The sequence below is a fragment of the Roseovarius sp. EL26 genome (assembly GCF_900327775.1).
In the GTDB taxonomy this organism is placed as follows: Bacteria; Pseudomonadota; Alphaproteobacteria; order Rhodobacterales; family Rhodobacteraceae; genus Roseovarius.
The window spans coordinates 596,601-611,504 of sequence record NZ_OUMZ01000007.1 but is presented as its reverse complement, the minus strand read 5'-3'; the positions used below and the strand labels follow the sequence as shown (position 1 = coordinate 611,504).

General features: G+C 53.6%; 12 protein-coding genes. 6 read left to right on the top strand and 6 right to left on the bottom strand.

What is annotated here, in order from left to right; translation table 11 throughout:
- Nucleotides 1-111: 111 nt before the first annotated feature.
- Nucleotides 112-1,077: a radical SAM protein gene (locus D9A02_RS10920; RefSeq protein WP_120502489.1), complete on the top strand. Its 966-nt coding sequence runs from the start codon at nt 112-114 to the stop codon at nt 1,075-1,077.
- 3 nt (nt 1,078-1,080) lie between these two features.
- On the opposite strand, the gene D9A02_RS10915 is transcribed toward D9A02_RS10920, so the two are convergent.
- The 6 genes from D9A02_RS10915 to D9A02_RS10890 form a co-directional block, all read right to left on the bottom strand.
- Complete coding sequence (locus D9A02_RS10915; protein WP_120500996.1) at nt 1,081-2,454, bottom strand: amidohydrolase family protein; 1,374 nt, start codon at nt 2,452-2,454, stop codon at nt 1,081-1,083.
- 136 nt (nt 2,455-2,590) lie between these two features.
- On the bottom strand, nt 2,591-3,985 hold the full coding sequence (gene lpdA, locus D9A02_RS10910) for a dihydrolipoyl dehydrogenase (RefSeq protein WP_120500995.1): 1,395 nt from the start codon (nt 3,983-3,985) through the stop codon (nt 2,591-2,593).
- 136 nt (nt 3,986-4,121) lie between these two features.
- Nucleotides 4,122-4,706 carry a DUF924 family protein gene (locus D9A02_RS10905; RefSeq protein WP_120500994.1) on the bottom strand — a complete coding sequence of 195 codons (585 nt, stop codon included), beginning with the start codon at nt 4,704-4,706 and terminating at the stop codon, nt 4,122-4,124.
- A 110-nt stretch (nt 4,707-4,816) separates the two neighbouring features.
- Nucleotides 4,817-6,088: an MFS transporter gene (locus D9A02_RS10900; protein WP_120500993.1), complete on the bottom strand. Its 1,272-nt coding sequence runs from the start codon at nt 6,086-6,088 to the stop codon at nt 4,817-4,819.
- 103 nt (nt 6,089-6,191) lie between these two features.
- Nucleotides 6,192-7,241, bottom strand: coding sequence for a tRNA preQ1(34) S-adenosylmethionine ribosyltransferase-isomerase QueA (gene queA / locus D9A02_RS10895; RefSeq protein ID WP_120500992.1), 1,050 nt, complete (start codon nt 7,239-7,241; stop codon nt 6,192-6,194).
- On the bottom strand, nt 7,238-10,624 hold the full coding sequence (locus tag D9A02_RS10890; RefSeq protein WP_120500991.1) for an AsmA-like C-terminal region-containing protein: 3,387 nt from the start codon (nt 10,622-10,624) through the stop codon (nt 7,238-7,240). Before D9A02_RS10890 ends, queA begins: the two co-directional genes overlap by 4 nt.
- 80 nt (nt 10,625-10,704) lie before the next feature.
- On the opposite strand from D9A02_RS10890, the gene D9A02_RS10885 reads away from it, so the two are divergent.
- The 5 genes from D9A02_RS10885 to D9A02_RS10865 all read left to right on the top strand — a co-directional run bounded on the left by D9A02_RS10885 (nt 10,705) and on the right by D9A02_RS10865 (nt 14,762).
- Nucleotides 10,705-11,166 carry a peroxiredoxin gene (locus D9A02_RS10885; RefSeq protein ID WP_120500990.1) on the top strand — a complete coding sequence of 154 codons (462 nt, stop codon included), beginning with the start codon at nt 10,705-10,707 and terminating at the stop codon, nt 11,164-11,166.
- Nucleotides 11,167-11,200: 34 nt separating this feature from the next.
- A complete protein-coding gene (locus D9A02_RS10880) occupies nt 11,201-11,998 on the top strand; it encodes a ferritin-like domain-containing protein (protein ID WP_120502488.1) in 798 nt (265 codons plus the stop codon).
- 184 nt (nt 11,999-12,182) lie between these two features.
- On the top strand, nt 12,183-13,508 hold the full coding sequence (locus D9A02_RS10875) for a M23 family metallopeptidase (protein WP_120500989.1): 1,326 nt from the start codon (nt 12,183-12,185) through the stop codon (nt 13,506-13,508).
- Nucleotides 13,498-13,992 (top strand): polymer-forming cytoskeletal protein, encoded by a 495-nt coding sequence (locus tag D9A02_RS10870; protein WP_120500988.1) that lies wholly within the window; start codon nt 13,498-13,500, stop codon nt 13,990-13,992. The genes D9A02_RS10875 and D9A02_RS10870 overlap by 11 nt, the downstream gene beginning before the upstream one ends.
- Nucleotides 13,993-14,303: 311 nt before the next feature.
- Nucleotides 14,304-14,762 (top strand): PACE efflux transporter, encoded by a 459-nt coding sequence (locus D9A02_RS10865; RefSeq protein WP_162933036.1) that lies wholly within the window; start codon nt 14,304-14,306, stop codon nt 14,760-14,762.
- The last annotated feature ends 142 nt before the right edge of the window (nt 14,763-14,904 follow it).

Below are 14,904 nucleotides of genomic sequence, written 5' to 3'. Positions count from 1 at the left end.
ACACAAACAACCCTAATGCCCGATCACAAAGCTGTCACCAGCCCGCGCTCGACTTTCTTTCACACAAAGAACCGGATATTTCGGAAAAGCAAACGAAAATCGGAGCTTGCAATGAAAGATGTCGTCGACACCACTGGTGCACTCTCAGGCCCCAGCGTAAAATTTCAGGATCCGCTATACACCGCAGATGGCCAAATGCGTGCGACAGTGCCCCTCAGTAACCCCGAAACGCTGTGGTTCAACACAGGAACGCTGTGCAATATCACTTGTGTGAACTGCTATATTGAAAGCTCGCCCAGCAATGATCGGCTGGTTTATCTCACGGTAGAGGACATCAACGACTACCTCGACCAGATCGAAGACCGGAACTGGCCCATTCGTGAAATCGGCTTTACCGGTGGTGAACCGTTCATGAACCCGCAGATGATGGCCATGACCCGCACCTGCCTTGATCGCGGCTATGACGTTCTGATCTTGACCAACGCCATGCGCCCGATGATGCGCAAGATCGTGCAAAAAGGCTTGCTGGAAATCCCTGCAGAGCAGCGAAAAAAGCTGATCTTCCGCATTTCACTCGATCATTGGTCTCAATCTGCTCACGATGAAATACGCGGCAAAGGTGCCTTTGACCGCACCATCGAAGGTATGGTCTGGCTACGTGACAACGGCTTCCCAATGGCCGCCGCTGGCCGCACAATATGGAACGAAACAGATGCCGAGGCGCGCGAGGGGTACCGTTTGCTCTATGCAAAACACAGTTTCGATATAGATGCCGACAATCCCGGCATGACCGTGCTTTTCCCTGAAATGGATGACACGGTTGAAGTCCCCGAGATTACCACTGCCTGCTGGGGCATCCTGGACAAGTCGCCGCGCGACGTGATGTGTGCCTCTTCGCGCATGGTCGTAAAACGCAAAGGCGCGGATCACCCCACCGTGTTGGCCTGCACGCTCTTGCCTTATGATGAGCAGTTCGAGATGGGAAGCACTTTGGAAGAGGCCGAGCGCGATGTCGCGCTCAACCACCCCCATTGCGCCAAATTCTGCGTGCTGGGCGGTGCCAGTTGCTCGAGCTAAGCCCTATTCAAGCGTGTTCTTGTAAATTACACCGTCTTTCATAATGACCCGTATGGTTTCCGGGCTCTCGGGGCGTGGTTCAGCATCAAACCATTTGTCTCCGGTGCCCACCACGCTGAAATCCTCCAAGGGATTGCCATCAATGAGCAAGATGTCAGCATATGCGCCCTCTTCGATTACGCCCAGTTTCCCATCAGGATAGGGGTTCATGAAATCACCCGTCATAGCCGCGATTTCACCGCCAACAGAGGTCATTGCCACCAAAGAGGTGTAAGCGCCAAAAAACTCATGCGCGAGGTGCTTTTCATAGGCGACCTGAATATTGCAGGCGCCCACGGTCCCGACGCAATCCGTGTGATGCCCTCTTTTCGCGGGGCATTTGCGCATATTATCCAGGTAATCAGTAAATGCTGCCGAGGCCGACAGCGCCTTGGCCAGGCTGGACGGGTTGCTGGCAATCGCCGGAATGGTTGTGAGGCCAGGATCAAAGGCGGTCAGGTTGGTGGTGATAAAGGCCCCTTTCTCCTCCATCACCGCGCCGATTTCACAATCATACATGAACCCATGCTCAACAGAACGCACGCCGGCATTCAGCGCGCGCAGGATGGAATCCTTACGGTACGAGTGCGCCATGGCATAGCTGCCGTATTGTTCGGCGATCTCAACGGCGGCTTCAATCTCTTGAACCGTGCGTCCCTCCATCTGCCAGGGATCAAAGGACGACACGACGCCCCCTGATTGCATTACCTTCAACTGGTTGGCACCCATACGGAAATTGTTGCGTGCGGCTTTCAAAACCGCATCCACGCCATCTGCATCCACGCCGATGTTCAGGCGATTCATGTTTGATTCTGCATTTGGAGGAGCTGTGAACGAGGCAAAATCAGCATGCCCGCCACGTCCACCAATAAAGGCTGCTGAAATATAGACCCGCGGCCCATCAATGATCCCAGCGTCAATCGCACGCCGGATCCCAGCATCGGCGCCACCGGCATCTCGGACTGTGGTAAAGCCCTGCATCAGGTACATCTCGGATTGCGCAGCCGCATGAAGTGCTAGATCCATCCAGGTTTTATCGGTCTCCATCAGCGGAATGGTCGGCCCCGGCAGGGCCAAATGCACGTGATTGTCGATAAACCCGGGCAAAAGCGTCCGCCCCTCGCCGTCAATTACCGCCGCATCAGGTGCTTCAATCGCCTCGGTCGATACGCTCTTAATCAGATTCCCCTCGACCAGTACGGAAGCGTTTTCAATCCGTGCCTCATTCACCCCATCGAACACATGCACATTGGTAAACAGTGTTTGAGGCTGTTTTTCTTCCTGCGCATGCGCCATAGATGCGAGCAACAGCGCGCTTATTACTCCATAAAATTTCATAGTGGTCCTCCCCAGGATATCTACCTGAGGTAGCACATAATCTGCAAAAGGTCACGAACAGCCTAATTTTGCGTGATTTACCAAACAAAAAAGCTGAGGAGAACCTCAGCTTTTTAAGAATTAGCTATAGCCCAACTTAGATATGGATAGCCATGCCGTAAGCGTCCAACACAGACTCGTGCATCATCTCTGACAGTGTCGGATGCGGGAAGACGGTGTTCATCAGATCTTCCTCGGTTGTTTCCAACTGACGGCCCACAACATAGCCTTGGATCAGCTCTGTCACCTCTGCTCCGACCATATGCGCGCCCAAAAGCTCGCCGGTTTTGGCATCAAACACAGTTTTGATCATGCCCTCGGCCTCGCCCAAAGCAATTGCCTTGCCATTGCCGATGAAGGGGAAGCGACCGACCTTAATGTCATAGCCTGCTTCTTTTGCCTTGGCTTCCGTGAAACCAACACTGGCCACCTGCGGGTGACAGTATGTACAGCCCGCGATGCTTTCGGGTTTCACCGGGTGTGCATGTTTTCCGGCCACCAGATCCGCGACCATAACACCCTCATGGCTGGCTTTGTGGGCCAACCACGGCGCACCCGCGATATCGCCAATCGCATAAAGCCCATCCACTCCGGTACGGCAGAATTCATCCGTAACCACGTGCGTACGGTCAACTTTGACGCCAAGCGCTTCAAGGCCAAGGCCTTCAACATTACCAACAATGCCCACGGCCGAAATGACCGTGTCAAATTCGTGCTTCACAACTTTGCCGCCCACTTCGATATGTGCGGTGACTTTGCCTTTGCCACGATCCAGCTGTTTGACCATGGCCTTCTCCATGATCTTCATCCCTTGTTTGACAAAGGACTTCTTGGCGAAAGCGCTGATTTCCGCGTCTTCCACCGGCAGAACGCGGTCCATCACCTCGACCACAGTCGTATCGGCACCCAAGGTGTTGTAGAAGCTGGCAAATTCAATCCCGATGGCGCCTGATCCGATGACCAGAAGTTTCTTCGGCATCCGGGGCGGCATCAGTGCATGTTTGTAGGTCCAAACCAGATCACCATCGGCTTCAAGCCCCGGTAATTCCCGTGCCCGCGCACCTGTGGCCAGAATAATGTTCTTGCCCGTCAGCTCTTCGGTGCCCTTGTCAGTTTTTACGCTGACCTTGCCGACGCCAGTAACCGTGGCCTCCCCCATAAGGGTCGTGACTTTGTTTTTCTTCAACAGGTGACCGACACCACTATTTAGCTGCTTTGAAACACCGCGTGACCGTTTAACGACCGCATCCAGATCATAGCCGATACCTTCGGCGGACAGGCCGAATTCCTTGGCCCGGTGCATCAGGTGGAAAACTTCGGATGACCGCAACAAAGCCTTGGTCGGAATACAGCCCCAGTTCAGACAGATCCCGCCCATATGCTCGCGCTCAACCACGGCCACTTTCAGCCCGTTCTGCGCCCCCCGAATAGCGGCAACATAGCCCCCGGGACCTGCGCCAATTACCACCATATCAAAGCTGTTATCTGCCATCTGAGACTCCGGTTCAAAATTTAGTTTGACACTAAACTACTTTTGAACCGACCACAACGCGACATGCAAGCGATGACCGCGAGCCTAAACCAGCAGTCAAAACACTAGTGCCAAATCTTCACAAAGACCTTTATTTTCAGGCCGCATTCGCCTTTTGCAGATCGCGCAATGTCGCGCCATATCCACCATCAGCTAGATAGGCTTTCTCAGGCGCGGACGTTCGGCGTTGCAACGCTTCATTGCGATATGGGAATCGACCAAACATACGGATCACCTCGCGATGCGCTTGCGCATGCAACAAGTTGGACAATCCATGTTCTGGCATTCGCTCAAGCATTAGACGCACACAGCGATCCTGATGACACAGGTTTTCTGAATGCATAAACGGCATATAGAAAAACTGTCGGGCGGGCTCTGCGACGCGTATATCCCATTTACGATGGATCGAAGCGGCGGCGGCTGCAACAGCATTCTTATCTGTTGCAAAAGCTTCAGCTTTACCGCGGAACATATTGCGCGGGAACTGATCCATCAAAATGATATAGGCCAAGGCGCCGTTTGGATATGTCAGCCAAAGGGCATAAGCCCCCTGCCGGGCATTGTGCCATGCCCCTTGAAAGCGATCGCGGATCTCCTGATCAAGGGTGTCAGAGACTGCATACCACCCCTCTGGACCCACATCATCCAACCAAAAACTCAATACATCGTCAGGGGTGACCATGGCGTGCTCCTTCATTCGCTCGGTCATATTGTTAAAGTTAACCCTAAGTCACACGCAATTAAATTAACAGTAAACAAATACTACAGTGTCATAGGATTGTTACTTTAATGTTACTCTTTTATCGCGTCAGCCGCTTCCTGTTCTTCTATTGCGTTCTCGATCACAACTTCTTGCGCGAACTCAACCGCCATTGGTGATGAGGTCGGCGTCATCATGGTAAAGAGATCGGTATCATCGGCCACGGGTGCCGCACGCTGCGTCATCCGGTAGGCCGCATAGCCTGCCATGGCAAAGGACATAAACGCGATATACATAAACAAGCCGCTAGGACCAACAACTCCCATGGCCCAGCCCGTGATTGGTGGGCCAACAACCGCCCCCAGGCCGTTGATGAACACCATACCCCCTGCAGCAGCGGCCATATCATCATGCTCAAGAAAGTCGTTGGTATAGGCGATCAGCAGGGAATAAAGCGGGTTCGACATTCCGCCGATCATCAGCGCCGAGATCAACAGGAAGCCATAGACATGCCCCATGAACACCGCAAGAATTCCGCCAAAACCGCAAGCCAGCGCGCCAAAGAAAATCAACACACGCCGGTCCATCCGATCTGACAACCAACCAATAGGAAACTGCAGGATCAATGGCGCAATAAAGAACATTGATACCAGAGTTGAGATCTGCACAATGCTCAACCCCACCTCGGTCCCGTAAACCGGGACCATCCCAAATTGCGCCGAGAAGATCCCACCCAACATGAACATACCGATACAGCCCAAAGGCGAAATTTTCAGGATTTGTTTCAAGCTCAATGGCTTTGCGGTTGAAAACGCAGGCGTTGGGCTAACCGACAACAGGATTGGCGCAAACGACAGCGAAATCAAAACCGAAGGCACAATGAATAAGATAAATCCGCTTGGGTCGCCCAGTACCAGCAAATACTGCGCCGTAATCAACCCAACCATCTGCATAATAATATAAAGCGATAGCGCCTTGCCACGATTTTCATTCTCTGCGGCTTCATTCAGCCAGCTTTCCGCCGTCACATAGATGCCGGAAAAGCAAAACCCGACCATGATACGCCCGATCCCCCAAAACAGCGGGTCAGTCAGTGCTGGAAACAAGACCACGACCGCCGAAAGCAACGATCCAAGAGCCGCAAACACCCGTACGTGACCCACACGGCGTATCATTTCAGGTGCAAGGCGCGAGCCGAACAGGAACCCGACAAAATACCCGGCCATAACCAATGACATCTGAAAGGTTCCAAACCCTTCAAGATTACCTCTGATGCCAAGCAGAGTGCTTTGCATGCCATTGCCAACCTGCAAAAACATAATGCCCAAAAACAGCGGCCAAGTACCGGTAATGACTTTCAACATCTCGGGTCTCCCGTTTCACGTCGCGCTATCATAGCGACGCTCACGCATTGATCTGGTTTATCCGCGACTCAGTTATCGCCGTCTGCGCCCCGGTCGCACCCTTTCAGGACGGGATCAATAACGAAGAGTCACCATAGGAGAAAAAACGGTACTTTTCTGCTATGGCATGGGCGTAGATCTGCCGTATTTCCTCAGAGCCGATCAGAGCCGACACCAACATCATCAACGTTGACCGTGGCAGGTGGAAATTGGTCATCAATGCATCGGTGACATGAAATTCGAATCCCGGATAGATGAAAATATCAGTCTCGCCCTGCCAAGGCGCGATTTCACCACCACGCGCAGCGCTTTCAATTAGGCGCAAAGCAGTTGTTCCCACCGGTATAATCCGGCCGCCGTTGGCTTTGGTTTGACGAATTTCATTTGCTGCCTGCTCGCTCACATGCCCCCATTCCGCGTGCATTTTGTGTGTGGTCACATCGTCAACCTTGACCGGCAGAAACGTTCCCGCACCAACGTGCAAAGTGACATGGGTGAATTCCACCCCATTTTCGGCCAACTCTGCCAGCAAGGCTTCGTCAAAGTGCAGGGATGCGGTCGGCGCCGCAACGGCACCGGGGGTGCGCGCAAACACGGTTTGGTAATCCTCATGGTCCTGCGCATCGGCGGCACGTTTGGCAGCAATATAAGGTGGCAAAGGCATAGACCCGATCCCGGCCAGAGCGGCATCAAAGCCATCCCCCGTCAGATTGAACCGCAAGATGCCCTGCCCGTCTGCTTTACCGATCAATTCCGCCTCAAGCCCGGCATCGAATTCTATGATCTCGCCTTCGCAGATCTTCTTCAGCGGTTTGATCATCGCCCGCCAGGTGCCATCGGTCTCGGGGCTGAGCAGTGTGACCTCCATACGCGCCTCGGTCAGACCTTGCGCACTTTCGCGAGCCCGCACGCCCTGCAAACGCGCAGGGATCACCTTGGTGTTGTTCAAAACCAACCTATCGCCCGGTCGCAACCATTCCCCAAGCTGATCTACCGCGCTATCGGTGATCTGCGCTCCTTGAGCCACCAACAGCCGCGCCGCCCGACGCGGACGCGCCGGGCGTACAGCGATCAGCTCATCCGGCAAATCAAAATCAAAATCACTGGTTTTCATCGGTCGCGCTCACGTTCTGTTTGGGCTTTATTGGGGGCTGGATCTTGCTGGGCCTCGGCTTCATTTCCAGCTTCAGCAGTTGTTTCATCTTTCGTTGGCGCAGGGCGTCGGAACAATTCTCGGAACAAACCCGGCGCAAGGGCGGTCAACGGGTTCACATAAACATCAGGATCCTCAGCCGTTCCCGTCAGGGTGAAATTGAAGCCAAACAGCCCCTCACCCTTACGTGAATAGGCCCCGCCCAAAGCATTCAACGCAAATATGGGCGAAATCACCCCCTGCATATCCATCTGCCCACTGTTCGTGTCGTAATAGCCATCCACCGATATCCCCATCGAGGCACCGGTTGCCGCGCCCGAATAGACGGTCACCCGGTCGGGTGCCAAGTGAAAGCGCCCCTCGACCGTGCGAAAGTGAATGCCATCGCCACCCATCTGCTCGACCAGCCCGACAATACTAACCGCGTTGAGCAGGGCCGCCATGGCCGGTGCATCCGTCAAACGCATACTTTGTGCCAATATATGACCGTCGAACTCTCCGGGTTCATCCGCAGGCACCAGTCGCAGCTCCATTATGCCATCCCGGGCATTTTTCAACAGCCCGGCCGACGCCAGAACCGCGCCCGCATCCTTTGAGCGGATAACAAAGGCACTTCCACCGTTTTGCGGAACGATCCGGCCACTGATCGCGCCACCTTGATTGACCCGGCCCGTAAACGTGCCCGACGCCCCATTTGCTAGGTCGAGATCGGCTTTGAAATTCGTCAATGTGATACCATCAGTGATCTTGAGCTGGTCCAGCACCATCGTGACAGGCCCACGGTCACGCGACGAGCTCGCAGAGCCTCCTGCATCCTGCGGTCCCTTCAAAACCGAGGCATGCCGAACATCAAACACACCGCCCAAAACCCGCACCGCCGGAGGTAGGCCTTGCCCGCGCCCAACCAATTCAACCGGCGCATCTAGCCAGTTTCCCGCTTTTACAGAGGTAAACGACGCCCGATCTAACCCGCCATCCGGTTTCAAACTGACATTGCCTCTCGCTTCAAGCCCTTGTGCGTTCAGAATGATCTGATCAACCACGACCGGTTCAGCTAATCGCCCACTGACCTCAAGCCTGCCCTTGTCTTGTGCAGCATGTGTCCAATCCAAATCCTGCAATCGCAGACCGAGCCCAACCAAATCAGAACTCAACTTGAATGATCCGGGGCCATCCTTTGGCAGATCAAGCGTTATCGGCGCACGGGCTGAGCCGCTCATACTACCAGGCGGCAAACCGATACGGAATTCATCCAAAAACCGCGCTGATAGTTCTACCCAGCCTTCAACCCGGCTTCCCGGTGTTCCGTTGGCACCCAGATCAGCGCCCCAGATGGCCTCAAACGGCACCTGCCCTATACGGCCATTCCCTGAAATTTCCAAACGGTCAGCCACGGCATGCACCCTCAGTTCCTGCGCTGTCAGGACCTTTTCAGGGATCAGCTTGTCACTTGTGATCTGAGTTAGTTTCCCCAACAGATCAAACGACACATCTTCCAGCAGCAAACGTTTTTTGAGCAGCAGGTTGATGTGCCCCTGCACCTCAGCCCGACCATCAGCCAATACCACTGGACGACCTGCCTTATCCAAAAACTCAAACGGCTTTTCGTTCAACAATGCCAAAGCTGCTGTAATCGTGCTGTTGGTGCGTAACATCACTTGAGCCGGGCCGCTTTTGACGTCGGTGTCAGGAATGATGAAGCTGGTCCCAGCAATGTCGACACGTCCGCCTTGCGGGGGTGTCACATACCCTTCATCAGCGCTGATCACAAAGCGCCGCCCCACAATCGAAGCGCGCCCGGTGCCACCTTCGATCGGCGGTAACCCCTTGACGAACTGCGTCGACATCTCTTCGAACTCAAACCCAAGGTATAAATCCGGTGCCTCATCTGGTTCTATCCGCATAGAAAACTGAGCATTGGTCAGTAGACCATCGATCACGTTTTCGGCGATCCAGCTGCGCGGCTTCCACTTGAAATCTTCAGGCCAAAGCTGAAGTAGGCGGTCGGAACTAATTTTGTCGAGATGCGCATCGACAGACACCACCCAACCTTTATCTTGCGCAGCAGCCTCAGCCGCCACAATCATCCGGCGGTCTTGATCCAGAATTGAAAGTTCACCTACGGTAACAACAAACGGATCCAAGCTTAACCGCAGATCAGCGTGTGCCCCCTCAAGATTGATCGGCTCAGGATAAAGACCCGCAGGGTTGGCATTCAATTGCTGAATTTCGATCTGCCCTAAAATCGCATTGGGCCAGCCTTGATCCATACCCACCAAATGCGCTTTGCCAGAAGCCGATAGCTGCCCCCATTTGCTATCTACAAACAGTTCATCAAAGGTAATCTTTTCCTGCGATGGATCGTAGCGAAAATAGCTGCGTAATGCGGAGAACGCGATCGGATGCGCCGCCGCATTCGGCTTCACAACGCCTTCCGCCATCTGCAATGTTGCATTCAGGCCCGACAATGCGCCGTCAGCATCGATTTCCCCACGCACTGATCCAGAGATCGGCGCATCAACAGCCTCTAGCCAACTCATTGCCGGGGATTGGCCCGCGATATCGCGGGCAGATATATCCTCAAAGCTTACGCCAAAGCGTGCAGATGCTTCACCAATGGTGCCGCCATATCGTGCAGACAGTGTCGAGACATAATCACGTGCTCCCAAAAGGGCAAAATTCCCACTGATTTGTAGGTCGCGCCCATCCCGTTTCAGCGACATTATCGCACCATCAACCGACCAGTCCTTATCGACTCTTGCGTCTTGGAACCGAACATTCAAATCGCGCAGATCAACCTGCCGCAACGCATCGAAATGCGGATTTTCCAACACCTGATGCGCTTGCTCAATCAAGGCCGCCATGTTTGGCGCTTCTTGCACAGCGGGTGCAGCCCCCCCCACCGTCAGGCCAATCTGACCATTCTTATTGCGGCGCAACAGTACCTGCGCCCCGAGAATAGAAATTGACCGTGATTTCACCTGCCCTCGTAACAACGAACTTAGCGCCACAGTTGTCTGAACATCAGACAACCGGGCCAAAGACCGCCCATCGTCATCAGCCAAAGCCACACCTCGCAATTGCAGGCGGGGCACCCAACCCTCCTCCAGCACGACGGCAATATTATCTATCGCAATTGAAAACCCTGCTGTATCGCGGTTGAGCCGCTCAATGACCTGCCTCTCAACCCAATCCGGTGCGTCAATGCGCATTCCCATCACTGCAATGAGGGCAAGCAAAATCGTCGCCAGGCACAGGCAAAGAACCGAGACCGTCCAGATCCCGACCCGCAAGCCAATACTGCGTTTTTTGCGCTTTGTGCCTTTGGTCAATTCAGTGCCCAAATCTGCCTTCCTGCGATCTGCTTTATCTTTGCCTGACGCGGCCTAATATAAAACCAACAATTTCGCCATGAGGAATCACCATGCTTAACCCGACCGATGACGCCCCCGACTTTACTCTGCCTCGCGATGGCGAAGGCGAAGTGACCCTTTCTTTGTTGCGCCCGGCGCCGGTTGTGCTGTTTTTCTACCCACGCGACGACACATCGGGCTGCACCAAAGAAGCTATTGCCTTTACCGGGTTGAACGCTGAATTCGAATCTCTTGGCGTCAAAGTGTTTGGTATTTCCAAGGACATTGTCACCAAACATGACAAATTTCGCGACAAACATGCGCTCGGCATTCCGCTGTTGTCGGACGCCGAAGGCGATGTTTGTGAACGCTACGGTGTCTGGAAAGAAAAAAGTATGTATGGCAAAAAATTCTTCGGCATTGTACGCACAACGGTTTTGATCGATGGCGACGGCAAAGTTACCCGGATCTGGCCTAAGGTCAAAGTCGCAGGCCACGCCGAGGATGTCCTTGCCGCTGTCAAAGATCTGTGAAGTTTCAAACGTGACCGAAACAACACTCACAGCGATGGCCGTCGAGGTATTGACCACCGCAGATGGCCGTACAAAAACCGCTCTTTCACGGGCGCACGCCCGCAGATGGTTTGCCGCACGCGAAACTGGCAAAGACATCGCCATTGGCGACTCAAAGCCGCCATTGCGCCCAGCCCGACCGGAAAAACCAGAGTTACTTGACCCACGTGACGTTCCCCGCCGCAAGCCGGGGTCACCGAGAGGTCGCATCGCTATTCTGCATTCCGTCGCACATATTGAGCTTAACGCCGTTGACCTGCATTGGGATATCATCGCCCGGTTTTCGGAAACGCCGATGCCGATGGGTTATTATGACGATTGGGTCAAGGCTGCCGATGAGGAATCCAAACATTTCAACCTTCTATGCGACTGCCTTGAAGCGCACGGAAGCCACTATGGTGCCCTTGCCGCTCATGCTGGTATGTGGCGCGCAGCTGAAGACACTATCGATGACTTCATGGGGCGGCTGGCCGTTGTTCCCATGGTGCTTGAGGCCCGGGGCCTTGATGTCACCCCGGCCATGGTCGAGATTTTCGAAGCCGCCAAAGACACTCAGACAGTAGAGGCCCTCAAAGTAATTTATGCCGAAGAAGTCGGACATGTGGCTTACGGGTCAAAATGGTTTCACTTTCTGTGCGGCCGAAATGAGATGGACCCGAAAGATGCGTTCCATGCCTTGGTTCGAAAGTACTTTCACGGAGCATTGAAGCCCCCCTTCAACGAAGAAAAGCGTGCCGAGGCCGGGCTACCACCCGATTTTTATTGGCCGCTGGCCCAGCAAAAAAGTCAGTAAGCCGAATATTCACCTCAAAGTCGGCGAACTTTCGCCATTCACATGGGGTTTTTGGCGGTGTTTCGGCAGGCCACTGCCAAACATCTTGCCCAAAGGCAAACAGCTTTGTATGGACATTCGGGAACGCAACTTAACAATAAAAATATGCGTCTACCCATTGGGATAGGTAACTGGGACTGAACACTTGCGCACTAGACTTGCCATTAGACTAAATGCTCTGCTTGAGCGTAACTTCCCCGAACGTCGGGTTTTTCTTAAATCAGACAACGACACGCGATTCATTCGTTTGCGCCCTGCGTCGCAACTGATTGCCTTTGCCGGAACCTCGGCCATCGTCGCTTGGGCCATCGTTGCCACTGCAATTTTATTGATGGATTCAATCGGTTCGGGTAACTTCCGTGAACAGGCAAAACGAGATCAGCTTACCTATGAACAACGCCTGAACGCATTAGCACAAGAGCGCGACTCCCGTGCCGAAGAGGCCATCGCGGCACAACAACGTTTCAACTCTGCACTGGAACAGATTTCGACGATGCAGACCGAACTTCTGACTTCGGAAACCCGCCGACATGAGTTGGAAACCGGAATCGAAATCATTCAGGGCACCCTGCGTCGCGCGATGAATGAGCGCGACACTGCGCGCGATGAGGCAGCACAACTGACTGTTGCCCTCAACAGCGCAGAAACAGCGCCAGGTCAGCCGAACGACACCCAGGGTGAAAACCAAGAGGTCGCTTTTTTGACCGCTGCCCTGCAAGACACAGCCTATGAGCGCGATCAAATCACTGAAAATGCACAATCCGCCCTGATCGAAGCCGATGAGATGGCGACAGAAATCCAACTGATGAAGGATCGAAACGATCAGATCTTCCGCCAGCTGGAAGAAGCGATGACCGTGTCAGTCGAGCCACTGGACAAAATGTTCTCCGCCGCGGGCATGAATACCGACAACATGCTCAAAACCGTGCGTCGCGGTTATTCCGGACATGGCGGCCCAATGATGCCATTGTCGTTCTCTTCGCATGGGCAAAGCGACGAGCCTTCTGAGGACGCCCTGCGCGCCAATCGCATTCTTAATCAGATGGACCGCCTGAATCTCTATCGAATCGCCGCCCAAAAAGCCCCCTTCGCCCTGCCGGTCAAAGGCGCTTTCCGCTATACCTCGGGCTATGGCATGCGGTGGGGACGGATGCACAGTGGTTCGGACTTTGCTGCCCCACACGGCACACCTATTTATGCAACGGCTGATGGCGTTGTAACTCAAGCCGGTTGGCAATCCGGTTATGGCCGTCTGGTCAAGATCCAGCATGAGTTCGGCATTGAAACCCGCTATGCGCACAATTCCAAGATCTATGTCAAAAAGGGTCAACGGGTCTCGCGCGGGCAGAAAATTTCTGCTATGGGCAATACTGGACGTTCAACCGGCACCCATTTACACTACGAAGTTCGCGTCGGCGGTAAGGCCGTCAATCCGATGATCTATATCAAGGCTGCAAAAGATGTTTTCTAAGAGCAAAATCAACGACCCCGCCCCAAAAACCGATGCTGCAAAATCCGCAATGCCCGAGCGCAAAGCTGATGCTGCACCTGCCGAGGCCTCTAAGCCCGAATTCAAAGCTGCGGCACCAAAGGCCAAACCTCCGGCATCTATTCTGTCGACCGATCTGCATATTACTGGCAACATCAAAACAACTGGTGACATTCAGGTCGAAGGCACAATTGAGGGCGATATCCGCGCGCACCTTCTGACCGTTGGTGAAAGTGCAACAATCAAAGGCGAAGTCATAGCAGATGACGTTGTCATCAACGGCCGCATCGTTGGCCGTGTACGCGGCTTGAAAGTGCGCCTGACCTCGACCGCACGTGTCGAAGGCGACATCATCCACAAAACAATCGCCATTGAATCCGGCGCCCATTTCGAGGGTTCGGTTCAGCGCCAGGATGACCCACTAAGTGCAAAATCGTCAGCGCCCAAGCCAAAAACCGAAGGCTGATAGCAGGTAATATTATCAAGTTAAAAGGCGCCTTGCATCGCAGCGGCGCCTTTTTTGTGTTTGGGAACCTCGTGTTTCTGGGTCATTCACCTGTGTGAAAATTCCAAGTCCATTAGTTCTCCTATGCTACGCCATTGTCCGCAAGAAGGCAGCGGCGCATGATACAGCCATCCGTTTAACAAATGGTTAATCACTGTGTCAAAAAGCACAGACTGCAGCCTCACAACACATTAATTTCGCATCAATTCCGAAACCCATTTTTTACGATTTATATTTGTTGCGGTTCGTCTTTCAGACATAAGAGGCCAGCAATGCACCTAAGATCCATCCGCGAACGTGTCATTCAGACGTCCAGTTTCGAGCTTATAGGCATCGGCTTTGTCAGCCCGCTTTACGCCTTTGTTGCCGGGACTGATATGAGTGAAAGCTTTACGTTAATCACCTTGATATCCATCACAATTCTGGTGTGGTCACCGTTGTTCAACACTCTGTTTGACTATTTTGACGCTTTGTCCTCTGGCAGAGTAGCCAGTGAGCGCCCCGGTCCTTTACGCATGCTGCACGCCACTCTGCACGAGGTCTGCGCCATCGCTCTCACCTGTCCGATCCTGATCCATGTCGGCGGCCATAGCCTATTGGACGCGCTGAAATTTAATCTTGGACTAACCTTAACGTACACCGCGTACACCTACATCTTCCACCTCATCTATGACCATCTACGCCCAGTTAGAGCTGAGAGTACGGATTTCCAAAAACCGCTAAACCCATAAGTATCAACGGCCCGTGTCAACGTTCCATGGCACTCGGCTCTGTACTGATGGCTATTCAAGACCAAATTCATTGCATCATTAATCGAAACGTTGGACATACAACCTCTATCTTGCTATCCAACAGCCATGGGGTCCGCGATTG

Bases quoted from the DNA above. Each gene is read 5' to 3' on its own strand.
- D9A02_RS10920 (WP_120502489.1), top strand. From the start codon at position 112: ATGAAAGATGTCGTCGACACCACTGGTGCACTCTCAGGCCCCAGCGTA.
- D9A02_RS10915 (WP_120500996.1), bottom strand. From the start codon at position 2,454: ATGAAATTTTATGGAGTAATAAGCGCGCTGTTGCTCGCATCTATGGCG.
- lpdA (WP_120500995.1), bottom strand. From the start codon at position 3,985: ATGGCAGATAACAGCTTTGATATGGTGGTAATTGGCGCAGGTCCCGGG.
- D9A02_RS10905 (WP_120500994.1), bottom strand. From the start codon at position 4,706: ATGGTCACCCCTGACGATGTATTGAGTTTTTGGTTGGATGATGTGGGT.
- D9A02_RS10900 (WP_120500993.1), bottom strand. From the start codon at position 6,088: ATGTTGAAAGTCATTACCGGTACTTGGCCGCTGTTTTTGGGCATTATG.
- queA (WP_120500992.1), bottom strand. From the start codon at position 7,241: ATGAAAACCAGTGATTTTGATTTTGATTTGCCGGATGAGCTGATCGCT.
- D9A02_RS10885 (WP_120500990.1), top strand. From the start codon at position 10,705: ATGCTTAACCCGACCGATGACGCCCCCGACTTTACTCTGCCTCGCGAT.
- D9A02_RS10880 (WP_120502488.1), top strand. From the start codon at position 11,201: ATGGCCGTCGAGGTATTGACCACCGCAGATGGCCGTACAAAAACCGCT.
- D9A02_RS10870 (WP_120500988.1), top strand. From the start codon at position 13,498: ATGTTTTCTAAGAGCAAAATCAACGACCCCGCCCCAAAAACCGATGCT.
- D9A02_RS10865 (WP_162933036.1), top strand. From the start codon at position 14,304: ATGCACCTAAGATCCATCCGCGAACGTGTCATTCAGACGTCCAGTTTC.